The organism is Nocardia carnea NBRC 14403, assembly GCF_000308515.1.
In the GTDB taxonomy this organism is placed as follows: Bacteria; Actinomycetota; Actinomycetes; order Mycobacteriales; family Mycobacteriaceae; genus Nocardia; species Nocardia carnea.
In genome coordinates this window covers 30,734-54,968 of the sequence record NZ_BAFV01000116.1, presented here as the reverse complement: position 1 = coordinate 54,968, position 24,235 = coordinate 30,734, and the positions used below count along the sequence as shown (strand labels likewise).

Sequence of the window (24,235 nt, the reverse complement as noted above, 5' to 3'; positions counted from 1 at the left end):
CACCGGTCACCACCACGATTCGTTCCGAACTCACCCTCGGCTCCTTCCGGTTCCCGACACTCCCCTAATGAACAGCATTGCCCGCGAGCCGACCCGAGGGCCTCCCAGTAGCCGGGAGGTAAGACCCCGGCTGCGAAAAGTCGCCGCGGCACGGTGGCGCCGAACCGTCGAGCCCACCGGGCGGAGCCGTCCAGCGATAACGGGCGCGGGCCCAGGCACGTCCGGTACGGCGACGGTGGCGCCGGCGCCGCCGCGGCGGCCGGCTAGCACGGCACGACCCTCGATTGCACCGCGGTCCGGAGAGAGACGACGGTGATGCTGCCCCGACCCAGCGCGCCGGGCAGCATCGAACCCTGTCCTCGTTCAAGAAATGGTGCCGCCCCGGCGCGCAGCCTCACGACCCGCGATCCGGCCGAAGGCCAGGGCGTCGGCGATATGGAACCCGCCGTCCTTGGCCCAGCTGTACGTCGAACTCACTTCACCGGCAGCGTAAAGGCCCGCGATCACAGTCCCGTCCACATCCACGACTCGGGCCCGTCCGTCACGGCGCGGGCCGCCGTTGCTCCAACCGAGCAGGGGCGCGACGTCCAGCACATAGAAGGGCGGCTCCGATACCGGCGCGAGCGTTGCGGGCGAACGGCCGAAACCGTCGTCGCGGCCTATTTCGCAGGCATTGTTGTAGCGCACGACCGTGCGTTCCAGGGTCGCCGGATCCACATCGGCGAGCGTGGCGAGTTCGGCGATCGTATCCGCGCGCCGGATCAGTCCGGAGGCGATCTCGTCGCTGTTGTCGGCGCTCCAGGAAAACTTCTCCATCAGCAGCTTCCAACCCACCGGAAGTACCTCGCGCGCCGGACTCAACGGACCCGCGGCACGCATTCGCTCATCGAAGATCAGATGGAACGGGCGCAGCGGGAAGAGTTCGAGAGCGCCGTTGCGGGAGATGTGACCGTGCCGGTTCTCGGCGGTTTCATCGACGAATCGCCGGCCGTCCGGACCGATGAACAGATAGTTGCGGGCGGCCCAGAGGGCGAGGAACACGCCCGGTCCGTCGTCGATACGTACCCCGGTGATCGTCATCATATTGTCCATATGCCACAGGTCGGCGCCGATGCGCTGCGCCATGCGGTGGCCGTCACCCGTCGAGTGCGGCGATCCCCAGATCGGCGCATCGCTCAGCCCGAGGTAATCGCGGACCATCCGGGTATTCGCGGCGAACCCTCCGGTCGCCAGTACGACGCCGCCGCGGGCACGGATCCGGTGCCCGCCGGCCGTTTCCACGCCGGTCACCGTTCCGGCCTCGGTGACGAGTTCCTCGGCCGCTGTCGAGAAACGCACGTCGATGCCGGCGCCGGTGAGAGCGCCGAGTAGGAAGTCGTAGAGCCGGAATTCACCCATCTGCGCACCGACGGTGTCCATACCCGCGTAGCAATCGCTGCCGTCCAGAGTGCCGTACTCGGGCTCCGTATGGTACTGCGAACTCGCGCCTACCTCTGCTCCGAGTGCGCGCAGCCACTCGGAATTCAGCGCCGTTTCGCGGGACCACGCCTCTACTACGTCATCGGCCACAGGATAGGGACCGCACAGCGAACGCAGGAACACCGCGGCCCGCTCCGGATCACGGTTGATGAACCATCCCGCTCCGGACACCCGGGTATTGCCGCCGGCTGTCGCCGCGTCCGCCTTCTCGAGCACCACGACCCGCGCCCCCGCCGCGTGCGCGCTCAACGCCGCTGCCGAGCCGGCCGCCCCCACCCCGACGACCACGACATCGCATTCCTCATCGAAGCGCACGGCACCCATCGTGAATTCCTTTCCTCGGACCGTGATTCAGCACGGCACCCACCTTCATGGTGCTGGACGGCCCGGCCTACCGCGCTCGAACAATCCCTCTCAGTGGGAGTCGGTCGTGACGGTGCCGAATGCACCATGCCGGTGCTGCACGGTCCGGCGACTCGACCCATCCGCCAGGGGAGCAGCCGAGTGCGTGCATTGCGCCGGTCGCGCCGAGCCGCCGCGCGGCAACAACCACGGCCGCCGGCATTATCGGCTGTACGGGATCGGTGCTCGCAACGACGCACACGGATTCATCAGTAGCCATGTGCGCACACCGAGCCATAGCACTCGATTCACCAAAATGCTTGGTATGTAACAACTCCCGGTAGTATGCGCCAGCATGCCCACACTACTGATGCCAGGCCGCCCCTCGCCGGGCCGAAGGGGACACAACGCGGTACCGCGCGGGGGAATCACGTTTTGAGCACTACAGATCCACAGGGAGAATCCTCGATCGCGCACGGGCCGCCGGTATCCGCCGGCCCGCACTTCCGGCTGGACAGCCCAGCGTTCGCGGCCGATCCGCACCGCGCCTACGAAAGTATGCGACCGCACGGCCCGTTGGTGCCGGTCGAGCTTTCTCCGGGTGTACCGGCGACGCTCGTGATCGGTTACCAGGTGGCCATGCAGATTCTGAACGACGAGCTCCATTTCCCCGCCGACCCACGGCGATGGGAGAAGAACGCTCCCGCGGACTCGCCGATGTTGCCGATGCTGGGCTACCGCCAGAATGCGCTGCGAACCGCAGGTGTGGAACACGAGCGGTACCGGCGCACCATCATCGCAGCATTGGACACTGTCGACCTGCACATGGTTCACGACGCGGTTGCCCGGGCCGCCGATGTGCTGATCAACAGCTTCTGCGAGCGCGGCACCGCGGACCTGAACACGGACTACGCGTATCCGCTGACCTTCCGGGTCCTGAGTGAGCTCATGGGCTTTCCCGAAGACGCCGCGGCCGCGGCTTACGAGGGGATGGCGGCGATGATGGAGGGGGTGGGTGCCGAAGAGGGGCAGCAGCGTTTCGTCGAGGCTTTGATCGGGGTTGTCCAGCAGAAGCAGGCCGTGCCGGGCGACGATCTGACCTCGGAGCTACTGAAACACCCGGACGGGCTCGATGCCATGGAAATGGTGAATCAGGCCGCGCTCCTGTTCTCGATGGGTACAGAGCCCACCTGCAATCTCATCCTCAATACGTTGCTGCTGTTGATGACCGACGATCAATACGGGGGTCAGCTGCTCAGCGGCGCCCTGTCCACCCGGGACGCCATCGACGAGGTGCTGTTCGAGGATCCGCCGCTGGCGAACTGGTGCGTGAGCTACCCCCGGCAGCCGCAACTCGTCGGCGATACGTGGCTGCCGGCCGATCAACCGGTAGTTATCAGCTTGGCCGCGTGCAACAACGATCCCACCGTCGTAGGCGGTGACCGGAAGGGCAACCGGTCGCACCTCGCATGGGGAGGCGGTCCGCACGGCTGCCCGGCCCAAACCCTCGCGCAGACGATCGCCGCGCAGGCCATCGACCTGCTGCTCGACGCCCTCCCGGAGATCCAGCCGCAAGGATCTGCGCAGCAACTACCTTGGCGGCAGGGTCAGTTCCACCGCGCATTGGCCGCTCTACCGGTTCAGTTTCCGGCGTGCCCGCCGATGCGTCTCGTCTGACAGCGGTACGTACGGCTACCTCCGGGTGGTGGGCGTCGTGCGGCGCCCGCCACCCGGGGTAGGTCCTCGGTCACTGTGTCAGAGTGAATCCGTCGTAGTCGTCGGCGGCGACCTGTTCGCATTTTTCGCGATACGCTCCGACACCGCCGATGTATGCGTACATCACCCTCGGCTTACCGGGCACATTCGAACCCACGTACCACGAGTCCACCTTCGGATAGAGCGTCATATTGCCGGCTTCGTCGACGTGCCGCGTCCATTCCTGCTCCGCACCGGTTCGGGCCTCCATGGCCGTAACGCCTTTGGACCGCATCGTTTCGATCGCGTCCGCGATCCAGTCGACGTGCTGTTCGATGGACACCATCATGTTCGACAGAACCGACGGACTCCCCGGACCGGTGACCGTGAAAAGGTTCGGAAAGCCCGATACGGTGAGACCGAGGTAGGTTACGGGCCCGTCGGCCCACTTCTCCCGCAACGACACACCACCGCGGCCGCGGATATCGATCGCGTTCAGCGCACCGGTCATCGCGTCGTACCCGGTGGCGTAGATGATGTCGTCGAACTCGAAACTTTCGCGTGTCGTCCCGAGTCCGGACTCGGTGACCTCGGTGAGCGGCGTCGCGCGTACGTCCACGAGCCGAACATTGGGGCGGTTGAAGGTTTCGTAGTAGTTCGTGCCCAGTACCGGGCGTTTGACGCCGAACAGGCCGGTGGGCTGGAGTAGTTCGGTGGTGGCCGGATCCGTCACGATCTCGGCGATGCGGTCGCGGATGAACTGGGCGGCAGTTTCGTTGGAGGCTTCGTCGGCGAGTGTGTCGGTGAATCCGGTCAGCATGCTCACCAGCTCGCTGTCCTTGTCCTCCCATACCGCCCGATAGAAGGCATTCCGCTCCTCTTCACTCACCTCGAGCGCCCCCTTGGTGGCTTCGGGCCGCGCGATGCCGAACGACGATTCCCGGTTGGCCTTGCGCACCTCGCGATAGCGCGACTTGATATCGCGCTGGAACTCGGGATCGAGGGCGTGATTACCGGCGGGCAGAACATAGTTCGCGGTCCGCTGGAACACGGTGAGCTGCTCGGCCGCTTCGGCCACGAGCGGAATGACCTGCACTCCGGAGGAACCGGTACCGATCACCGCGACCCGTCGGCCGGTGAAGTCCACGTCCTGTTCGGGCCAGTTGCCGGTGTGGAAGCTGCGGCCCCGGAACTTCTCGATACCCGGTATTTCCACCATTTTCGGCACCGACAGGCAGCCTGTCGCCATGATCGCGAACCGCGCCGAGACGACCTCGCCCCGATCGGTCGTGACCCGCCATCGCGCGGCGGACTCGTCGTAGACCGCATCGGTGACCCGGGTGCGTAGCTGCACGTCCTTACGCAGATCGAAACGGTCCGCGACGTGATTGATGTAGCGAAGCAGTTCCGGCTGCGGCGGCAACTTCTCCGTCCACTCCCACTCCTGCTCGAGCTCGGGATCGAAGGAGTAGTTGTAGTACATGCTTTTCACATCGACGCGTGCGCCCGGATAGCGGTTCCAGTACCACGTACCGCCGAGCCCGTCGCCCGCTTCGTACACCTGCACCGAAAGTCCGAGTCCACGTAACTTGTGCAGCATGTGAAGGCCGGCGAATCCGGCTCCGACGACGACTGCGTCGATCTCGCGCACCTCCTGCCCGGTCGAGGATGCGGAACGCTCCGAGGTCGTGGTCATCGTGGGACCTGCCTTTCGATGAGTCGCCGTGGGAGGGTCACAGCGGTTCGGTTCAACTACGTGCCGAGCCGGCAGTTGTCCGGTCGCGGGAAGATCCGGACGTGATGCCGCCGGCCATTTCCGGCGATGACGCCGCAGAGATTCATCCCCCTCCTCCTGTCGCTGCAGCTCGGTCGATATCACGAGCCCATCGGTGCGCGGACGAGACTCGCCGCGCTTCAGTTTTCCAGACCGGTACAGGCTTCGCCTCGGCGGGACGTCATTGTGCCCGTTGGTATTTCGATCTCACTGCTCGAACCCTCCTGCCGGACAACGTAAACGCGCGGGCAGCCCGATCGCCGGCCGCCGCTGGATGCTACCTGCCGATACCGCCCCCACGACTGCTTTTGCACGACAATCGAATCCACCGACAGCGATGGGCCCCGATCCACCAGGGACCGGGGCCCATCTCGCCGGATGATCTCGCGCGCCTCGACGCGAGCAGTCAGCGACGATCGTCAGGGGCGGCTGACCTCCACCATGAAGAAATCGCTTTTCGCCGCACCGCAATCCGGGCACGACCAGTCGTCGGGGATATCCTCCCACCGGGTTCCGGGCGCGATACCGTCCGCGGGCCAGCCCAGTTCCTCGTCGTATTCGAAACCGCATTGCACGCATTGGAAGAGCTTGTATCCGGTGGTCATATCAGCGTCCTTCCGGCAGGTCGACGGGTTCGAAGTCCGGTTTCTCCCGCACTCCGCAATCGGGGCAGCACCAATCGCCGGGAATCGCCGACCACGCCGTTCCCGCCGGGAATCCTTCCCGGGGCGCGCCGGTGCCCTCGTCGTAGCGGTAGTCGCAGACCGGGCAGAGGTAGGCGGCCATCAGCTCGCGCTCCCGTATTCGGCAAGCACGCGGTCGCGTTTGCCGGGCTGGATGTTCACCCTGGTGATATCGCCGCGGTAATGGTCCAGGACCCGGTGGTCCATCACCCGCCGCCACAGCGGCGGGAAGTAGGCCAGGGTGATCATGCTCGCGTAACCGCTCGGCAGGTTGGGGGCGCCGTCCATACTGCGCAGGGTCTGGTAGCGGCGAGTGGGGTTCGCGTGGTGGTCGCTGTGCCGCTGCAGGTGGTAGAGGAAGATATTGGTGACGATATGGTCGGAGTTCCAGCTGTGCTCCGGGGTACAGCGTTCGTAGCGGCCCGAGGCGGTGCGCTGCCGGAGCAGTCCGTAATGCTCGAGATAGTTCACCGTTTCCAGCAGCGAAAATCCGTAGACGGCCTGGATCAGCAAGAAGGGCAGGATGCCCGGACCGAACACCACGGCCAGCCCACCCCACAGCAGCACGGTCATCGACCAGGCGTTCAGGACATCGTTACGCAGGGTCCACGGACCTTTGCCCATACGCCGCAACCGGGTTCGCTCCAATGACCACGCCGACCGCAGGCTTCCCCATACGCTGCGAGGCAGGAAGGTCCAGAAGGATTCGGCGAACCGGGCACTGGCCGGATCTTCGGGTGTGGCGACCCGGACGTGGTGGCCGCGGTTGTGTTCGATGTAGAAGTGCCCGTACCCGGTCTGCGCCAGCGTGATCTTCGACAACCAGCGTTCGAGTGTTTGTTTTTTGTGACCGAGTTCGTGGGCGGTGTTGATGCCGACGCCGCCCATCGCCCCGACCGTCAGCGCGACCCCGATCTGCGACCACAACCCGAGTCCACCGTCGATGCCCAGCCACGACAGATCCGCCGCGGTCCACAGGTATGCGGCGAAGACGAGGCTGATCAGCTGGAACGGGATGAAGGCGTAGACACAGTAGCGGTAGTACCGGTCGTGCTCCAATTGCTCCATCGCCTCATCCGGCGGGTTCTGACCGTCCGGGCCGAAGAACTGGTCCAGTATCGGCAACAGCACGTAAACCAGCAGCGGGCCGATCCACCACCACACGGGTGCCACCGGTTGCCAGCCCAGCTGGTTGAACGTCCACACCAGTGCCGCGGCGAGCAGGAGCGCTGTGGGCGCGACCAGTCCGAGTAGCCACAGATAGCGTTTGCGGTCGCGCCAGGGCGTGGTTTCCGCATCGGGGGAATGTTGTTTTGCGGACGTCGTCATCGTCGCCCCTCCTCGTCTTCCCGGGTACCGGCACCCGCCGATCGCGACCACCGGACCGGCCGATAGCGGGGCAGCCACCCACCTCGACTGTTTACACTTTCCAATAAAGTGTATTCATTACAGACACCATCGGCAGAATTGTCAACGATGGGTCATGCGACCGCGCAGTGTAGGCTGGCTGCCGTGGCCGACGCCCCGAACTTCCACAGCGAAATGCGCGTCCTGTTGCGTGCGCGCATCATCGACAGCGCACGCCGGCTGGCCTGCACCGAAGGCTGGGGAGCGGTGAACATGTCCCGCATCGCCAAGGAAGTCGGTGTGAGCCGGCCCGTGCTCTACAAGGAGATCGGCACCAAACAGGAACTGGCAGAGGTCGTCGTCGCCGCCGAGCTCGACACTTTCCTCGCCGGCGTCACCGAAACCGTCGCCACCGAACCCCACGACCTGCTTGCCGGGATCACCGCCGCGGCCGATTACCTATTGCGCGCGGCGGCCGACAACACCCTGCTCAAAGTCGTTCTGGCGGGCCGCTCCGGCGCCGACACCGCGCTGCTGCCCACACTGATGACCGAACCGGAACCCGTCCTCGGCCGCGCTTCCGCCGCATTCACCGCCATCGTGCGGGCCCAGTACGGGCTCGAGAACTTCGCCGACGACGATCTGGGCACCAGAGTGGAAGCGATCGTCCGCCTCGCCCTGAGCCACCTGTTCCAGCCCACCGGCACCAGCGACCGTGCCGTACAGCAGATCACCCTCGTCGCCCGGACCTTGCTGAGCACCTGATCCCGGCCGCTGGTCACCGGCGCCGGGCGACGGACACACCCCGGCAGCGGCGGCGCCGATGTGGAAGGCGAAACCGTGCTGCCCCATTAGAGTGACCAGGCGTGCAGCCATCGACGGCGAGGGAGTTCTCCGCGTACGGACTGTCGCACTGGATCGTGCTCGTCGTATTCGCCGCGGGCGCAGTGGCGGTCGTACTGCTCGGGCGCAGGCAACGCAATACTGCGACGGCACGCCGCTTCAGCCGGGCATTCGGTGCGGTGACCTTGGTTCTGTATCTGGTGATCTACCTGTTCCTGATGTTTCCCCCGGCCGTCGAACGCTCGGTTCCGCTGCGCCTGACCGATCTGGCGACCCTCACGGCCGGCTACGCATTGTGGTCGCATCGACGCTGGGCGTACGCGCTGACCTACTACTGGTGCCTGACGTTGAGTACGCAGGCACTCGTGTCGCCGGCACTCGAGAGTCCCGATTTCCCGCAGTACGAGTTCCTGGCGTTCTGGGCGATCCACCTGCTCGTCGTCTGGGCGGCGATATACCTCACCTGGGGCGTGGGTATGCACCCGGACTGGCGCAGCTATCGGTTCGCCGTGGCCGCCACCGTGGCATGGGTCGGGGTGACCTTCGTCTTCAACTCCCTCGCCGGCACCAATTACGGGTTCGTCAACCGGAAACCCGGGACCCCATCGCTGCTCGATGTGCTCGGACCGTGGCCCTGGTACCTGGGTACCGTCGCCGTCCTGCTACTCATCGTATGGGCGCTGATGACCTGGCCTTGGGTTCGCGTCCGCCGCGCGGCGCGCTAGTAGCCCTTCGCCGCCCGGTTGGTCGCCGCGCGGCGTTCGGCTTCCTTGGCCTGCACCCGCTCCTCTTCGGCGCGCACAGCGGCATAACTTTCGCGTTCGCGGATCAGCCACTCCGGCGGATCCGCGAGGAACGCGGCGATCTCGTCGGCGGTGAGCGAGTCCGACACTCCCGCCCGGGTCAGGCCACTGTTGGAGATACCGAGCTTGCGGGCCACGATGTCACGCGGGAACGGGCCGGTGCGGCGCAGATCGGTGAGCCACTGCGGCGGGTTCGTCCGGAGCTCTTCCAGCTCGGCCCGGGAGATCGGGCGGTTGCGGAACTCTTCGGGAGCCGCCGGAAGATAGATGCCGAGCTTGTTCGCCGCGGTCAGCGGCTTCATCATCTGCGGTTTCTTGTCCAGGCTCACCGCCACAGCGTATCGGGCCGCCGAGCCGGTCCGGACTCCGCGGTGCCATACGCTTGCCGGTATGAGCCGGTTCTCCTCGATCGATGTGCAGCGTCTGCGCTGGTTCACCGCAGTCGCGGAGGAACTGCATTTCGCACGCGCCGCGAAGGCATTGCATATCTCCCGCCAGAAGCTCAGCCACACCGTCATCGAACTGGAGACCGAACTCGGTACGAAACTGTTCGTACCCGGCGCCCAGCCGACCCAGCTGACCGATGCCGGACAGGAACTGTTGCGGGAAGCGCGCGACATCATCGCGGGTAGCGAGAACGCGGCAGACGACACAGCGGCCACTCCCCCCGCCACGCTGCGCGTCGGGTTCGTACCCGGCGTCACCGTCACCAAATGGGAGCGGATCTGGGGCCGGCGGTTTCCGGATACCCCGCTCGACCTGGTCGCCCTTGCCCAGGCCGACCAGGAGGCGGCGCTGCGCGAAGGCCGCGTCGATATGTGCTTCGTCCGCCTGCCGATCGACCGGGCGGGTATGAACGCGATCCCGCTCTACCGCGAGCTGCCCGTTGTCGTGGCCCCCAAGGATCACGAGATCTCACTGTTCGAGGAGGTCGCCCTGGCCGATCTCGCGGACGAGCGCCTGCAGGACACCGCCGATATCGACGCGGTCAAAGGCGCCCTCGAACTCGTCGCCGCCGGAGTCGGCGTCGCCATCGTGCCTCATTCGATCGCCCGCCTGCACCACCGGCGCGACCTCATCTACCGCACGGTGACCGATACCGGCGATACCGAAATCGCCCTGGCCTGGCTCTCGGACCGGACGACCGATTCGGTGGAGGAGTTCGTCGGCGTAGTACGCGGCCGCTCGGAGCACAGCTCCCGGTCACCCGCCGGAAAGCGCACCGAACCGGAACAGCGGAAGCCGCAGCCCACGGGGAAGGGACCGCGCCCGGCGAAGAAACCGGGCCCGTCCAAGAAGAAGCCGGCACCCTCCGGAAAGAAGCCGGCCCGCGGGCGCAGACGCTAGGGCCCCGGCCGGATCGCGGAATACAACCCCGGGTCCCGATGGTTGACATGGCAACATTCAACGTCGTCAACGTGAGGAAGCCGCGCCAGTGTCCGTGCCATTGAGCATTCTCGATCTTGTCTCCATCCCCGAAGGCTCGACGGCCCGCGACGGTATTGCCGCTTCGATGGACGCCGCCCGGACAGCAGATCGGCTCGGCTACCGCCGGCTCTGGTTCGCCGAGCATCACAACACCGCCAACCTCGCCGCCAGCGCCACTTCGCTGCTGATCGCACAAGCGGCCTCGGTGACCGAACGGATCCGGGTGGGCTCCGGCGGTGTGATGTTCCCCAACCATGCGCCACTGATGGTTGCCGAGCAGTACGGGACCCTCGCCAATATGTACGGCGACCGGATCGATCTGGGTCTGGGCCGGGCCCCGGGCACGGATATGATGACCGCTCGTGCGCTGAGCCGGTCCTCCAGCGAACCGCAGGCTTTCGCGGAGAACATCTACGATCTGCAGGGCTGGTTCGGCGCGGACGGAACCGCCCGGAGTGCCCCGATCGTTTCGGCTGTCTCCGCGGGCACCGAGGTCCCCATCTGGGTCCTGGGTTCGACCGTCAACGGAGCCTCCATCGCCGGTCAGCTCGGCCTACCGTTCGCTCTCGCCTCGCACTTCGCGCCCGATCAATTGGACGAGGCCGTCCAGGTCTACCGGGACACATTCTCCGATTCCGCGCCCACCGCGCAGATCACCGAGCCGTACCTGATGGCGGGCATCAACGTCATGGTGGCGCCGACGGACGCCGACGCCGAGCGCGAGTTCACCACGCTGGAGCAGATGTTCCTCGATCTCCACAGCGGCCGGCGCCGCAAGCTCCAGCCACCCGTCGACCCGGAACAGATTGCCGCACAGGGCGGCCGTGATCACGCGATGCTGCGCATCAAGGCGGTCGGTGCGCCGCAGACGGTCGTGCGGGAACTGGCGGAGTTCGTCGAGCGCACCGGCGCCGACGAACTCATCACCGTCACCTACGCCTATGACCCCGCGGTGCGGCAGCGTTCCCTGGAATTGCTCGCCGACCACTGGTTCTGACCACCATCCGGTGCCAGGTCATCGCAGCCAGGAGAGCTGCGATGAAATAGATGAAATACAGGACAGGCTCTAGAGACGTCCGTCGAGTCGCAATTCCGGGTGCACCCAGTCCGGGGATCGGCGCTCTTTGAAGGCGCGGAAGCCCTCGATCGATTCGGGCGCGCCCAGCCCGGCCTGCATTCCGATGCGGTCGTAGAGGCCGATGTAGTTGTCCAGACTGGATTTGATCACCGTGCGGGCGCCCGGTGCGGTGCGGCAACACTGCGCGAGCACCTCGCGGGCGGCGGCGGGCAGGTCGTCGTGCGGGACGACGCGGGCGATCATGCCCCAGTCCAGCGCCTCCCGGGCCGACAGGGTGCGTCCGGTGAACATCAGGTCGCGGGTTCGGACCGGTCCGATGAGCCGGGCCAGCATATGGCTGTAGTACGTGTCCGCAATCCCGCGGTAGAGCTCGGGGACCCGGAAAGTGGCCCTGTCGCTGACGACGGCCATATCCGCGCACAAGGCGATCTGGAGGCCACCACCCTGGCACAACCCGTTGACAGCGGCCACCACGGGTTTTGCCGATTGACGCAACGTGTCGAAGGGCAGCGCGTCCATACCCAGTGCGCGACCGAAGGTCATCCAGTTGTCGCCACCACCACCGCCCATATCGCCGCCGGGAGCGAAGACATCGCCGGTGCCGGTGATCAACAAACCGGCCAGGTCGGGATCGGAACCCACGTGCGTGACCGCGTATTTGATGCCGAAGTACATTGCCGGTGTCATCGCATTGCGCGCCTCGGGCCGGTCGAGGGTGCAGACTCCGAACGGGCCTTCGCGATCGAACCGCAGGAACTTCGTACCCAGCCAGTCGCCCTCGGGAGGTCTCGGATGCTGTGTTGTTTCGACGGTTTCGGTCATCGGTTCTCCTTCGGAGCCGAACTGCCCTGGCCGCGGCCGGTGAACCACACGTTCTCCTCGCGCAGCGCCCGGCTGCGCCAACCGTCGGCGGTACGAACCAGTTCGTGGTGGTAGTAACCGCCACAGGCGCTGACTTCGCTCGAACCCGGGAGTTGCATGGGGTTGTAGAACATGGCGCGCACGGTCGCGGTCTCGGGACCGTGCGCGAGTACTTCGATATTGGTGATGTAGTGCATGCTCCACGGCAAGGCACCGAGATTCGCGGCGAACCAGTCGACGACCTCGTCGCGGCTGCCGACAGCGGCACCGGCCGACGAGTAGTCGATGTAGGCGTCGGCGGTGAACACCGAGCGGTACAGCTCCCAGTCCTTGGTGTCGACGGCGCGGGCGTACCGGTAGAGCAGTGCCGAGATCTGGGTTTCGTCGCTCATCCGGGCATTCCGGTCGACTGGGCGTCGAGGGACTCCGGTACGACGAGCATGAGTAGTTCGCCTCGCTCCGAGCACACAGTCGGAAACCTCCCTCTTCGAATCAGAGACTTACATTCTTCACGGTATGCGATCGGATGAGCCAACTCAGGGGATTCACGAAACACCGCGAGACACACCGGGCGAGCACCACCCGGCGCGGCCACATCGGACCGGGGACCCAGACGACACAGGTGGATGTTCGAACCTCCACCGCAGTACCCCCAGAGCATCATTTCTCCGGAAGCTCTTCATTCTGCTCCACAAAAGAGAACTGCGTTCTACACTCAAGTAGACTGTGGTTCTACATGCGGAGGCAGCGATGGACAACGACGCGTTCAGCGGGATCCGCGTGGTGGAGCTCGCGCAGTGGGTCTTCGTCCCGGTGGCCGGGGCACTGCTGGCGGACTGGGGAGCGGATGTCATCCGGGTCGAGCGCCCCGACGGCGACCCCTACCGCAACCTCGCCACCCAGGGCATCGGCTCCGACAGCGGCGGAGTGAATCTGTCGGTGGCCCTGGCCAACCGGGGAAAACGCTCGGTCTCGCTGGATCTGCAGACCGACCGGGGCCGGGAGTTGCTCGACGAACTGCTCGCGACGGCCGATGTCTTCCTCACGAATTTCCGGCCCGGGGCGCTCCGCCGGCTGGGACTCGATGCCGGACAACTCACGCGGCGGTTCCCGCGTCTCGTCTACGCCCGCGGTCACGGCTACGGCGTCCGCGGGCCCGAGGCCGATAAACCGGGCTACGATTCCTCGGCGTTCTGGGCGCAGGGTGGCCCCGCCTATGTTCTGACACCGACCGACCGCGAGTATCCGATCAGCCAGCGCGGCGCGATGGGTGACCGCAACGGCGCGATGGCATTGGGTTTCGCGATGGCGGCCGCGCTGTTGCGGCGGGAGCGCACCGGTCGCGGGTCGGTGGTCGATGTGTCACTGCTCGCGACCGCGATGTGGATGCTGTCCTCCGATGTACTCGCGGCATTGGCGGGCAACTCCCCCGTCGTGGTGACCGGGCGCGGTGCTTCGCCCAATCCCCTGGTCGGTTCCTATCGCACCAAGGACGGCCGCCATATCCAGCTCGTCTTCCTCCAGGCCGACCGGTATTGGGTGCAGTTCTGCGATCTCGTGCAGCGCGCCGATCTGCGGGACGATCCGCGCTTCGCCGATATGGCGGCGCGAGCGGCGCACCGCGCGGAATGCGTGGCCGAACTCGACGCGGAATTCGCGCGCCGCACCTTCGAGGAGTGGAAACAGTTGCTGTCGCGGCTGGACGCGCCGTGGGCCCCCGTGCAGTCGGTCGGCGAACTCCTCGAGGATCCTCAAGTACTGGCCAACGACTATCTCGGGAACGTCGACACCGGAACCGGCCCGGCGTACCGGCTCCCCACCGGACCGGTGCAATTCGACGAGCAGCCCCCGGTCATGCGGCGGGCACCGGAACACGGTGAACACACCGAGGACCTGCTGCTGGAACTGGGGTATTCGTGGAGCGATATCGCCGAACTCCAGGATGCCGGGGTGGTCCCGTGACGACGCCCACTAGGCCGCTCCCTGTCCCCGACGCCCGTTCGGCGCCGTACTGGGCCGCGGCGGCACGGCATGAACTCGCGATCGCCCGCTGCGCCCGGTGCGACCGCTTCGAGATACCGCCCGATGCGATCTGTTCCCACTGCGGCACCGCCGATCCCGTATTCCGCTTCGAACGTGTCAGTGGCCGGGGTGTCGTACGGTCCTGGACGGTGGTGCACCGGGCGTCGCTGGCCGGCTTCGCCCGCGACGTGCCCTATCTGCTGGTCGATGTCGAATTGGCCGAACAGGCCGGATTGCGGATGATCGGCCGGCTCCTCGACGACCCCGATACCGTCCTGCGCGACGGGATGCCGGTGCGGGCGGCGTTCGAGGATATCGCGCCGGGAACAGCGGTCCCGGCCTTCGCCCTGGCCCCTGGGGGATCGTCGTGACCGGCAAGTTCCGCGGGCACGTCGCTGTCGCCGGCTACGCGCACAGCAGCATTCGCCGCCGCAGCGAACGTCCACTCGGCGCTCTCACCGTCGAGGTGGCGCGGGCGGCGGTCGCGGACGCCGGGTTGCGGCCGGAACAGATCGACGGATTCGTCACCTCGGCACTGTTCCCGACCGCCGGTGGTCACCGTGTCACCGACGGGGTGAGTGCGGTATCGGCGGACTGGCTGGCGGCGCGGATGGGTGGTTCGCCCCGGTATATCGCCGGGTTCACCGGTATCGGCCAGATTCCCGGTGCGATAGCACTGGCGGCGAACGCGATCAGCACCGGCGCCGCCGACTATGTCGTCGTACACCGCGCCCTGCACAACCCGGCCGGTGGCTACCACGACAATCCGATGACAGCGGCCGCGGGCACCCAGCAATGGACCGCACCGCAGGGATTCGGGGGTCCGCTGCCGATGATCGCCTTCCCCTATCGGGAGTACCTGAACCGGTACCGGGCCGATCCCGGCACGCTGGCCGCGGTCGTGGTGGAGGCGCGGAAGAACGGCGCACGGATCCCGTGGTCGCACTGGTACGGAAAACCGCTCACCACAGCCGAATACCTGGCAGCGCCGATGGTCAGTGATCCGGTGCGTCGCTTCGATTGCGACCTGCCCGTGGACGGGGCCGCTGCCTTCGTGCTCACTTCCGCCGAACGGGCCCGCGACCTCCCCCACCGCCCCGTGTATGTGTCCGGTTACGCGCAGAGTCCGCCTCCTCCGCACCGGACGGCGCTGCACTGGCCGCTCGACGACATCATGGCGGGTGGCGAGATCGTGGCCCGGCGCCTCCGGGACGCGACGGGTATACACCCCGCCCGGGTCGACCTGCCGCAGCTCTACGACGGATTCTCGCCGTTCGTCTATTTCTGGCTGGAAGCACTGGGGTTCTGCCGGCCCGGGGAGGCACACAGTTTCGTCCGCGACGGCGGTATCGACAGTGATGTACCCGGTCGTCTACCGGCGCTGTCGGGCGGCGGGGCGCTGGGTAACGGCCGCATGCACGGCATTCCGCAGATGTTGGAGTGCTATCTGCAATTGGCCGGTCGTGCCGGCGACCGCACACGTGCCGGCGTGACCACCGCCTTGGCCTGTCAGTCTTCGCCCCATTACGGCGGCGTCGTCGCCTACACCACCGAACCCGGCTGAAACGCACGCCGCGGCAACAGGAGCCCGAACCATGGAAAACATCCTCACGGACCACCGCTCGTATATCGCCGGCGATCGCGTGACCGGTGACGAAGCCTTCGCCGTCGAAAATCCTGCCGACGAGTCCCGGGTCGCCGAGATACCGGCCACTCCCCTGCCCGAGATCGAGCGCGCAATACGCGAGGCACGGCGCGCCTTCGACAGTGGTGTGTGGGCCGACGCGCCGGCCGGGGAACGGGCCGCCGTGCTGCGAGCGCTGCTGTCGTATCTCGAGACGATGCGGGAGCCGTTGGTGGCGACCATGGTCGCCGAGGCCGGACAGCCACGGATGTTCGCCGAACGCTCCCAATTCCTTTCGGGGCTGGCCATGGCCCGCGGCATGATCGACCTCTACCTGTCCCTATCGCACGAGGAAACGAATCCGGTACCCGTCGAAGAACTCGTCCGCGGACGGGTGGCGCTCAGCCTGCGCAGACATGAGCCGGTGGGTGTCGTCGCGGCGATCACCCCGTACAACGCGGCGTTCATCATGGCGCTGCAGAAGCTCGTTCCCGCGCTCATGGCAGGTAATTCGGTGATTCTGCGGCCGAGTCCCTTGACGCCGATCTCGTCGCTGGTCTTCGGTGCCGCCGCCGAGGCTGCCGGACTTCCCCGTGGCGTTCTCAGCGTGGTGGTCGAATCCGCGTCCGCCGGCGCGGAATTGCTCACCACCCATCCCGCGGTGGATATGGTGTCGTTCACCGGGTCGACCGCGGTCGGCCGCACCATCATGGCGCAGGCAGCGCCCACGCTGAAACGGGTCGCGCTCGAACTCGGCGGAAAATCTGCGCAGATCTATCTCGACGACGCCGTCGGCAAGGTCGCGACCGGCGCCGCGGCCGTGATCGGCGGTACCGCCGGACAGGCCTGCGTCGCCGCGACTCGGATGCTCGTACCCCGTGAGCACAAGGACGAAGTACTCGAGCTGGTCTCCCGGACCTATGCCGGCCTCGTCGTCGGTGCACCCGCCGATCCGTCGACCACGATCGGCCCGCTCATCAGTGCCGGGCAACGGCAGCGGTGCGAGAAAATCGTCGAGCGCGCCGTGGACAAGGGCGCGACCGTGGTACAGGGCGGTGGCCGGCCCAGCGGCTTCCCGCGCGGTTACTACTTCGAACCGACTGTGCTCGATGTTCCCGACAACGGCAACCCGGCCGCGCAGGAGGAGATCTTCGGCCCGATCCTGTCGGTCCTGGGTTACCGGGATATCGACGACGCCGTGCGGATCGCCAACGACTCCCCGTACGGACTGTCCGGTCAGGTGTACGGGGTCGATGCCGCCGCCGCCACGGCAGTCGCACGCCGGTTGCGCACCGGCGCGGTGAATGTCAACACCGCGCTGTTCAGCGCCTACGCCCCCAGTGGCGGCTACAAGCAGAGCGGCCTCGGCCGCGAACGTGGCCCGGACGGCATCCGGGCCTTCCAAGAAGTCAAACACCTCGTCATCGGCGAACTCCGGTGAGCGAGCGTCCCGACCCGAAGGAGTAATCATGTCCACCGAACTCGCACTCGACTGGTTGATCTCGGTCGACGACCACATTCTCGAACCCCCGAACCTGTGGGTGGACCGCGTCCCGCGCGCTGACCGAGATCGGGCACCGCATATGGAATTCGACGACAACGGCGTGGACTGCTGGGTCTACGACGGTAAACGGTTCCCGAGTTCCGGTCTGAGCGCGGTGGCGGGTAAGGAGAAGGAGGAATTCAGTCCGAAACCACTGTCCTACAGTGAAATGCGCCCTGGCTGTTACGACCCGGCCGCGCGGATCGAGGATATGAACCGGGCCGGAATCCTGGCCTCCCTCTGCTTCCCGACGATCACCCGATTCTGCGGCCAGCTGTTCATGGAGGCCGGCGATCGCGAATTCGGCCTGGTCTGCCTGAAGGCCTACAACGACTGGGTGATCGAGGATTGGTGCGGCGCGGCACCGGGCCGCTATATCCCGCTCGTCCTGATCCCGCTGTGGGATCCGCAGCTGGCCGTGCGGGAACTGGAACGTTGCGCCGCGAAAGGCGCCACCACCTTCGCGTTCTCGGAGAACCCCGCACCGCTGGGCCTGCCGACGATCCACGATCCCGGCGGCTACTGGGACCCGGTGATGGCCGCGGCCAACGATCTGGACCTGGTCGTCTCCATGCACGTCGGTTCGTCCTCGACAGTTCCGCAGATCTCGAAGGACGCCCCGTTCCTGGCCAACCTGGCCTGGGGGGCGACCCGGACCTCCGGCGCGATGCTGTCCTGGTTGTTCAGCGGGATGTTCCAGCGCTTCCCCAATCTCAAGATCGCCCTGTCCGAGGGTGAGATCGGGTGGATGCCGTACTTCCTGGAGCGCGCCGAGCAGGTCCTGGACAAACAGCGGCACTGGGTGAAACGGGGAATGAACTGGGGTGACCACGCCGGCAGCAACGGCGTCGACCTGGACACCCTCGATATCCGCCAGACGTTCCGCGACCATATCTTCGGCTGTTTCATCGAGGATACGCACGGTATCGCGAGCATCGCCGAAATCGGCGAGAACAACATCATGTGCGAAACCGATTACCCGCATTCGGATTCCACCTGGCCGAACTGCATCGACGCCGTGAAAAAGCAGATCGACCATCTGCCGGAAGCGACGCAGTACAAGATTCTGCGCGGCAACGCCGAGCGCCTCTACCGGTTCACTCCTGCCGAACCGCCGGTCCGGGCAGCGGGTTGAGATGCCGGGCTGGAGTGTCATTGTCGACCGGACACGCTGCCTCGGCTGCGGCGTCTGTGCGGCCTACGCACCGGGCAGTTTCACCCAGGACGACGAGGGGCTGGCGGTTCTGTGCGAGCCGCCGGCAGATCCAGTGGAACAGGTCCGCACGGCCGTGGACAGCTGCCCGACCGGGGCACTGAGCCTGGCGATCACCGATATCGCCACTGTCGAACGAGAAGGGTGAGCCACGTGCTGCTCGAAGGAAAAACCGCGGTGGTGACCGGCGCCGGCTCCGGCGTCGGCGCCGCCTCGGCCCAGCGATTCGCCGAGGAAGGTGCCTCGGTGGTGTGCGCCGATATCCAGTTCGATCACGCGAAGGAAACCGCACGCCGGATCGAAGCCGCCGGCGGAGTGGCCTTCGCGGTCGAAACCGATGTCACGCGTGAACGGGATGTCGCCGAGATGATCGCCACCGCCGCCGACCGGTTCGGCCACGTAGATATCGTCTTCAACAATGTGGGCATCCCGACACCGCGCCTGGGTGCCGCGCTCGAGGACCACACCTTCCAGGATTTCCAGCGCCTGGTGTCGGTGAATATCGGCGGGGTGTTCCTCGGCTGCACCTATGCCGTACTCCAATTCAAACGGCAGGGCAGTGGCGGTGTCATCCTCAACACGGGGTCGGTCGCAGGCCTGGTCGCCTGGGGCGGCGCGGTGTACGCCGCGACCAAAGGTGCCGTGCACCAGCTCACCAAAGCGGTGGCGATCGAGGGTGCTCCCTTCGGGATCCGCGCCAATGCTCTCTGCCCGGCCGGAATGCCCTATACCGGTTTCATGGCGGCCGGCGGGCTCGACAACAGCGCGGAGACAACTGCGAAACTGGCCGAGAGTACCGCCGCCAACCATCCGCTCGGGCGTCCGATCACGGCGGAGGATTGCGCGGAGGCAGCCGTATTCCTGGTATCCGATCGCGCCGCGAATATCACCGGAGTCCTGTTTCCGGTCGACGGCGGATACGTGGCGAGGTGAATCGAATGAATCCTGCACCGACCTTGAATCGCGACCGCGTGCGCGAATTGTTCGATCTACGTGGTGCCTACCTGGCCCAGACCGGCGGTGGATACCGGGACGATCCCTACCCGATATGGCATCGGCTGCGCGCCGAAGCCGAGGTGCATCCGGGCACTGTGCACGAGCTGACCGGATACCCGGGCCCGGCGGTGTTCAGCGGACTACCGCAGCCCGACCGCCCACATTTCTCTGCCTTCGGCTTCGCCGCCTGCGACACTGCCTACCGCAACCCGGACGTGTTCGCCTCCGCGCCGGGACCGGTCGATCCGAACACGGGCAGACTCGACGCCCTCAACAGCATGATCTCGATGAACGGGGCGCAGCACCGGCGTTACCGGGCACTCGTCCAGCCGTCTTTCGTTCCCGCGAAGGCCGAATGGTGGATACGTAATTGGATCGAGCAGACCGTCCATCAGTTGATCGACGGCTTCGCCGCCGACGGCCGCGCCGAACTGAACGTCGATTTCTGCGCGGCCATCCCGGTGCTGACGATCACCGGTAGCTTCGGTGTCCCGGTCGAGCAGGCCCTGGAGTTCCGGGCGGCACTCGGCCGGCCGGACGCCGTGGTGGAGCTGATCCGGCCGATCGTCGCGCAGCGCCGGAAGGCACCGGGCGAGGACCTCATCAGTGTGCTGGTCGAAGCAGAACTGACGGGTGAGGACGGCACCACACAGCGGCTCACCGACGCCGAGATCCACTCCTTCGTGGTGCTGCTGCTGGCCGCCGGATCCGGCACCACCTGGAAACAGATGGGGATCACGCTCACGGCGCTGCTACAGCGGCCGGAGGTGCTCGCGGCGGTCGCGGCGGACCGATCGCTGCTGCGGCCGGCCATCGACGAGGCGCTGCGCTGGACCCCGACCGATCCGATGTTCTCCCGGTACGTCACCCGGGACACCGAATTGCAGGGCGTGCCGCTACCCGCGGGATCGGTCCTGCACCTGTGTATCGGGGCGGCGAACCGGGACCCCGCACGCTGGGATGATCCGGACGAATACGACATCACCCGGCGATTGCGGCCCTCCTTCGCCTTCGGCGGCGGAGCTCACGCCTGTTTGGGCATGCATGTCGCGAAGGCCGAAATGATGACCGGGATCGGCGCCCTGCTCGACCGGCTGCCGAATCTGCGGGCCGATCCCGACGCCGAACCCACCCGTTTCATCGGAATGTACGAGCGCGGACCGACCGAGATACCGGTGGTTTTCGGCTGAGCCGATCGGTCCCGAAAGAGGAGGAAGTCGATGAACGAACCCGGTTACCGGCCGCCCGACCTCAGCCTGGTCGGCGCCCCCCACGTCGCCAGATACGAGGAAACAGACGGCGAAGTCGGATACGAATGGAACGGCACCCATATCCTGCTGCTCACAACCACCGGCCGGAAAACCGGCCGGTCTCGCACCTCGGCGCTGATCTACGGCCGAGACGGCGCAGATTACCTGGTCGTGGCCTCGGCCGGCGGCGCCGCGAAGCATCCGGCCTGGTATCTGAATCTGCGAGCGAATCCCGAGGCGGTGATCCAGGTCAAAGCGCAGCGGTTCCGGGTGACGGCGCGCACCGCGACCACGGCCGAACGGCCGCGCCTGTGGGGGCTGGCCACGGAATACTGGCCGAACTACGACGTCTATCAGACCCGTACCAGCCGCGTCATCCCGCTCGTCGTGCTCAGCCCGTCGTGATAGGACTTCAGGCGTGTCGACACACAAGAGGTCCGCCCGACCCGACGCCCCGAGCACTTCGCCGCCCGGATGGGCCGACCGGGCCGCGGATCAATCGCAGTCGGTCCGGCGCTCGCGGGCCCGCACCATCGAGCAGGCGCAGGGGATCGTCGCGGCCGCGCAGCGGTTGATCGAGGTCAAGGGGTCCGCTTTCACAACGCAGGAATTGTCGAAGGAGGCGGGGATCGCCCTGCAGACCTTCTACCGGCATTTCCCCAGTAAAGACCATCTCCTTCTCGCCGTCCTCGAAGATGTGATCGCCGACCGGATGGCCGAAATGGCGGCGGCGGCGAGCAAGTTACCGGATCCGGTGGCGCGCCTGCGTTTCTACATCCTCGCAGCGTTGCGATCGCTACGAACCGACGAGAGCGGCACCGCACGACAATTCATCACGGCCGAACACTGGCGCCTCTACCAAATTTTTCCGGAGGAAATGGCGCAGGTCAACGGACCTTTCGCCGCATTGCTCGAGAAGGAGTTGCGGGCCGCGGCCGAATCGGGACTGTTGCGCCCGAACGATCCGGCCGCCGATGCCTGGCTGGCGGTGAACCTGGTGATGTCGGTCTACCACCATTTCGCGTATGCGCCGCGCGAGAACATCGAAGCCGTCACCGAACAATTGTGGACATTCTGTTCGACCGCTTTCGGCGGTCGTCCACCTGATGAATAACGGGGCACAGCAATGAAGCACGCGCCTGTATTTCCCAAAGGTCGTGATCTGGATACCACCGCCACGATCCTGCATTCGTGGCTGGCGGCACGACACGAGGTCACCGCCGTCGAGATCGACGATCCGGCCTATCCGCAGGGTGCCGGAGTATCCAACGAGACCGTCTTCGTCCGGCTGCATTCCGGCCGGGGTATCGAGCCGGTGGTACTGCGGGTCGCGCCGGCCTCCGAGTACCAGATGTTCCTCGACCCGAAGTTCCGTATCCAGCACCAGATTCTGGTGGCCTTGCGGCAACACAGCGACGTACGGGTCGCGGAACCGTTGTGGCTGGAAGAGGATCCGTCGGTGCTCGGCCGGCCGTTCTATCTGATGCGACGGGTCACCGGTTCGGTGCCGGTGAGTATGCCCGTGTACAACCTGTCCGGGTTCCTCGCGGACGCCACCCCCGGGCAGCGGCGGACACTGTGGGAAGACGCGATGGGCCAGTTGGCTGCGATCCATCGGGTCCCGGCCGGCGCCGTCGATTTCGTCGACCGTCCCGAGTACGGGGCCTCGGGTGATCAGCAGCAGCTCGCCTATTGGAGCGCCCACGCACGGTGGACGCTGGAGGACGACATTCCGGATACGGTCCACACTCTGCTGCAGTGGCTCACCGACAATCAGCCCGCGGATTCCGTACCGGGACTGTCGTGGGGTGACGCCCGTATCGGCAATATCGCCTTCGGGCCGGACTTCCGCGTATCCGCGGTCATGGACTGGGAGCAGGCGTCACTGGCCGGCCCGGTCGCCGACCTCGCCTGGTGGCTGGTGTTCGACGAAGCCCGCAGCACAGGCCTCGGTGTCCCCCGGCTCGACGGGCTCGGGACCAGGGACGAAACGATCGACCTGTGGCAGGAGCTGACCGGGCTGCGTGCCGATGATCTGCGGTGGCACGAGGTATTCGCCTGCCTCAAAGCGGGTCTGCTCAGCCTCCGCACCCGGCGTGTTCTCCGGCTGCCGCCGGTCGATACCGGCACCCGGCGATACTCCTTTCTGCGGCATGCCTGCGAACTGGTGGGGATCCCCGAACCGCAGGAGGGCCTGTGACGACACCTGCCGGGCCCGCGCCGTTCGACGAAGCGGTCGTGCTGTCACCCGAATGGCTCACCACCGTATTGCAATCGGGCTATCCCGGGGTGGTTCCGACGGCGACCGAGGTGGCCGAGCGGATCGAAACGGTGGCGACCAAACTGCGTTTCCGTGTGACCTACGCGCATCCGGCCGGCGCTCCCCCGGCGCTGTGCGCCAAGGGTTATTTCAACCCGCAGCACCGCCGCGGTTCGCGCGCCGAAGCGGATTTCTACCGGGACTTCGCCCACGATCTGCCCGTGCGCACCCCGCCGTGCGTGCACGCCGCCGTGGACGAGAACACCGGACACGCACTGGTTCTCATGCACGATCTGGTGGCGGTGGGCGCCCGGTTCCTCGACCCCCTGGTCGGTTACGGCGCCACCCAGGCCGCGGAAACCCTCGATCAGCTCGCTGCCCTGCACGCGGCGACCTGGGACGACAAGCGCCCGGACGCGAGCGGGCTGTTTCCACCACGGCTGGCCTCACTGGCCGGGCATATGACTGTCGAGAAGCTGCAACCGCTCCTCGACGACGGCCGGGCGGCCGGTATCCCGGAGGATGTGCGGCGCGCGGACCGGCTGCTGGCGGCGATGGCGGCCATGGACACCCTGGGCAACTCCTCCGCGCGATGTCTGGTCCACGGTGATCTGCACGCCGGAAATATCTACGAAATGCCGGACGGGAGCCCGGGTCTCATCGACTGGCAGGTGGTGCAGAGCGGCCACTGGGCGCAGGATATCGCCTACCATCTGGCGACTGTCCTGACCCCGGACGAACTCGCCCGGACCGAACGCGATCTACTCGACCACTACCTCCACCGGCTGGCCGCCCACGGGGTCGAACCGCCGGACCGGGAACTTGCCTGGTGGCTGTACCGTGCACATCTGCCGTACGGGCTCTACCTGTGGTCGATGACCCGCGCGGTCGACCGGCCGATCATCGAGCACCTCACCGGACGGCTGGCCACGGCCGTCGCCCGGCACGAAAGCCTCGATCTCCTCGGCGTGTGAAGGCGACGTTCCGGGTGCCG

At 66.4% G+C, this 24,235-nt stretch carries 25 protein-coding genes; 17 read left to right on the top strand and 8 right to left on the bottom strand.

The features are described 5' to 3' along the window. Nucleotides 1-363: 363 nt before the first annotated feature. Nucleotides 364-1,803, bottom strand: coding sequence for an FAD-dependent oxidoreductase (locus tag ON22_RS29060; protein ID WP_033245495.1), 1,440 nt, complete (start codon nucleotides 1,801-1,803; stop codon nucleotides 364-366). A 453-nt stretch (nucleotides 1,804-2,256) separates the two neighbouring features. Between ON22_RS29060 and ON22_RS29055 the strand changes: the two genes are divergently transcribed. Beyond that, nucleotides 2,257-3,498 (top strand): cytochrome P450 family protein, encoded by a 1,242-nt coding sequence (locus ON22_RS29055; protein WP_033245496.1) that lies wholly within the window; start codon nucleotides 2,257-2,259, stop codon nucleotides 3,496-3,498. 70 nt (nucleotides 3,499-3,568) lie between these two features. Here the strand turns inward: ON22_RS29055 and ON22_RS29050 are convergent, their stop codons facing one another. From ON22_RS29050 to ON22_RS29035, 4 genes are all read right to left on the bottom strand, one after another. Beyond that, nucleotides 3,569-5,167 carry a flavin-containing monooxygenase gene (locus ON22_RS29050; protein ID WP_269322837.1) on the bottom strand — a complete coding sequence of 533 codons (1,599 nt, stop codon included), beginning with the start codon at nucleotides 5,165-5,167 and terminating at the stop codon, nucleotides 3,569-3,571. A 542-nt stretch (nucleotides 5,168-5,709) separates the two neighbouring features. Beyond that, nucleotides 5,710-5,895 carry a rubredoxin gene (locus ON22_RS29045; RefSeq protein ID WP_033245497.1) on the bottom strand — a complete coding sequence of 62 codons (186 nt, stop codon included), beginning with the start codon at nucleotides 5,893-5,895 and terminating at the stop codon, nucleotides 5,710-5,712. Between the two features lies 1 nt (nucleotide 5,896). Further along, nucleotides 5,897-6,076 (bottom strand): rubredoxin, encoded by a 180-nt coding sequence (locus ON22_RS29040; protein ID WP_033245498.1) that lies wholly within the window; start codon nucleotides 6,074-6,076, stop codon nucleotides 5,897-5,899. Continuing rightward, complete coding sequence (locus tag ON22_RS29035; protein WP_033245499.1) at nucleotides 6,076-7,302, bottom strand: alkane 1-monooxygenase; 1,227 nt, start codon at nucleotides 7,300-7,302, stop codon at nucleotides 6,076-6,078. Before ON22_RS29035 ends, ON22_RS29040 begins: the two co-directional genes overlap by 1 nt. A 183-nt stretch (nucleotides 7,303-7,485) precedes the next feature. Here ON22_RS29035 and ON22_RS29030 point away from each other — a divergent pair, with 183 nt between their 5' ends. Together ON22_RS29030 and ON22_RS29025 are read left to right on the top strand one after the other, a co-directional pair. Next, complete coding sequence (locus tag ON22_RS29030; RefSeq protein ID WP_033245500.1) at nucleotides 7,486-8,085, top strand: TetR/AcrR family transcriptional regulator; 600 nt, start codon at nucleotides 7,486-7,488, stop codon at nucleotides 8,083-8,085. A gap of 101 nt (nucleotides 8,086-8,186) precedes the next feature. Continuing rightward, the gene (locus tag ON22_RS29025; protein ID WP_033245501.1) at nucleotides 8,187-8,888 is read left to right on the top strand and encodes a YwaF family protein; all 702 of its coding nucleotides are present in this window, start codon (nucleotides 8,187-8,189) and stop codon (nucleotides 8,886-8,888) included. Here ON22_RS29025 and ON22_RS29020 read toward each other — a convergent pair. Beyond that, the gene (locus tag ON22_RS29020) at nucleotides 8,885-9,295 is read right to left on the bottom strand and encodes a DUF5997 family protein (protein WP_033245758.1); all 411 of its coding nucleotides are present in this window, start codon (nucleotides 9,293-9,295) and stop codon (nucleotides 8,885-8,887) included. The two genes, ON22_RS29025 and ON22_RS29020, sit on opposite strands and share 4 nt — an antisense overlap. 61 nt (nucleotides 9,296-9,356) lie before the next feature. Between ON22_RS29020 and ON22_RS29015 the strand changes: the two genes are divergently transcribed. After that, nucleotides 9,357-10,313 carry a LysR family transcriptional regulator gene (locus tag ON22_RS29015; RefSeq protein WP_033245502.1) on the top strand — a complete coding sequence of 319 codons (957 nt, stop codon included), beginning with the start codon at nucleotides 9,357-9,359 and terminating at the stop codon, nucleotides 10,311-10,313. 88 nt (nucleotides 10,314-10,401) lie between these two features. Then, nucleotides 10,402-11,391 carry an LLM class flavin-dependent oxidoreductase gene (locus tag ON22_RS29010; protein WP_033245503.1) on the top strand — a complete coding sequence of 330 codons (990 nt, stop codon included), beginning with the start codon at nucleotides 10,402-10,404 and terminating at the stop codon, nucleotides 11,389-11,391. Nucleotides 11,392-11,460: 69 nt separating this feature from the next. Here the strand turns inward: ON22_RS29010 and ON22_RS29005 are convergent, their stop codons facing one another. Then, nucleotides 11,461-12,294, bottom strand: coding sequence for an enoyl-CoA hydratase/isomerase family protein (locus tag ON22_RS29005; RefSeq protein WP_033245504.1), 834 nt, complete (start codon nucleotides 12,292-12,294; stop codon nucleotides 11,461-11,463). After that, nucleotides 12,291-12,725, bottom strand: coding sequence for a nuclear transport factor 2 family protein (locus ON22_RS29000; protein WP_051158235.1), 435 nt, complete (start codon nucleotides 12,723-12,725; stop codon nucleotides 12,291-12,293). Before ON22_RS29000 ends, ON22_RS29005 begins: the two co-directional genes overlap by 4 nt. Before the next feature lie 334 nt (nucleotides 12,726-13,059). Between ON22_RS29000 and ON22_RS28995 the strand changes: the two genes are divergently transcribed. The 12 genes from ON22_RS28995 to ON22_RS28940 are packed head-to-tail and all read left to right on the top strand — an operon-like array spanning nucleotide 13,060 to nucleotide 24,215. Continuing rightward, on the top strand, nucleotides 13,060-14,295 hold the full coding sequence (locus ON22_RS28995; RefSeq protein ID WP_306306622.1) for a CaiB/BaiF CoA transferase family protein: 1,236 nt from the start codon (nucleotides 13,060-13,062) through the stop codon (nucleotides 14,293-14,295). Then, nucleotides 14,292-14,726 (top strand): Zn-ribbon domain-containing OB-fold protein, encoded by a 435-nt coding sequence (locus ON22_RS28990; protein ID WP_033245506.1) that lies wholly within the window; start codon nucleotides 14,292-14,294, stop codon nucleotides 14,724-14,726. The genes ON22_RS28995 and ON22_RS28990 overlap by 4 nt, the downstream gene beginning before the upstream one ends. After that, entirely contained in the window at nucleotides 14,723-15,919 is a 1,197-nt protein-coding gene (locus tag ON22_RS28985) for a thiolase family protein (RefSeq protein ID WP_033245507.1), read from the top strand. The genes ON22_RS28990 and ON22_RS28985 overlap by 4 nt, the downstream gene beginning before the upstream one ends. Nucleotides 15,920-15,950: 31 nt before the next feature. Then, the gene (locus ON22_RS28980; RefSeq protein ID WP_033245508.1) at nucleotides 15,951-17,420 is read left to right on the top strand and encodes an aldehyde dehydrogenase family protein; all 1,470 of its coding nucleotides are present in this window, start codon (nucleotides 15,951-15,953) and stop codon (nucleotides 17,418-17,420) included. Between the two features lie 28 nt (nucleotides 17,421-17,448). Then, nucleotides 17,449-18,657: an amidohydrolase family protein gene (locus ON22_RS28975; protein ID WP_033245509.1), complete on the top strand. Its 1,209-nt coding sequence runs from the start codon at nucleotides 17,449-17,451 to the stop codon at nucleotides 18,655-18,657. 1 nt (nucleotide 18,658) lies between these two features. After that, entirely contained in the window at nucleotides 18,659-18,883 is a 225-nt protein-coding gene (locus ON22_RS28970) for a ferredoxin (protein ID WP_051158234.1), read from the top strand. Between the two features lie 5 nt (nucleotides 18,884-18,888). Next, on the top strand, nucleotides 18,889-19,668 hold the full coding sequence (locus ON22_RS28965; RefSeq protein WP_197039693.1) for an SDR family NAD(P)-dependent oxidoreductase: 780 nt from the start codon (nucleotides 18,889-18,891) through the stop codon (nucleotides 19,666-19,668). A 5-nt stretch (nucleotides 19,669-19,673) separates the two neighbouring features. Beyond that, nucleotides 19,674-20,921, top strand: coding sequence for a cytochrome P450 (locus tag ON22_RS28960; protein ID WP_033245511.1), 1,248 nt, complete (start codon nucleotides 19,674-19,676; stop codon nucleotides 20,919-20,921). 30 nt (nucleotides 20,922-20,951) lie between these two features. Then, nucleotides 20,952-21,386, top strand: a complete 435-nt coding sequence (locus ON22_RS28955; RefSeq protein WP_033245512.1) for a nitroreductase family deazaflavin-dependent oxidoreductase — start codon at nucleotides 20,952-20,954, stop codon at nucleotides 21,384-21,386. A gap of 13 nt (nucleotides 21,387-21,399) precedes the next feature. Further along, the gene (locus ON22_RS28950) at nucleotides 21,400-22,095 is read left to right on the top strand and encodes a TetR/AcrR family transcriptional regulator (RefSeq protein ID WP_051158233.1); all 696 of its coding nucleotides are present in this window, start codon (nucleotides 21,400-21,402) and stop codon (nucleotides 22,093-22,095) included. 12 nt (nucleotides 22,096-22,107) lie between these two features. Then, the gene (locus ON22_RS28945) at nucleotides 22,108-23,181 is read left to right on the top strand and encodes a phosphotransferase family protein (RefSeq protein WP_033245513.1); all 1,074 of its coding nucleotides are present in this window, start codon (nucleotides 22,108-22,110) and stop codon (nucleotides 23,179-23,181) included. Beyond that, the gene (locus tag ON22_RS28940) at nucleotides 23,178-24,215 is read left to right on the top strand and encodes a phosphotransferase (protein WP_033245514.1); all 1,038 of its coding nucleotides are present in this window, start codon (nucleotides 23,178-23,180) and stop codon (nucleotides 24,213-24,215) included. The genes ON22_RS28945 and ON22_RS28940 overlap by 4 nt, the downstream gene beginning before the upstream one ends. Nucleotides 24,216-24,235: the final 20 nt, after the last annotated feature.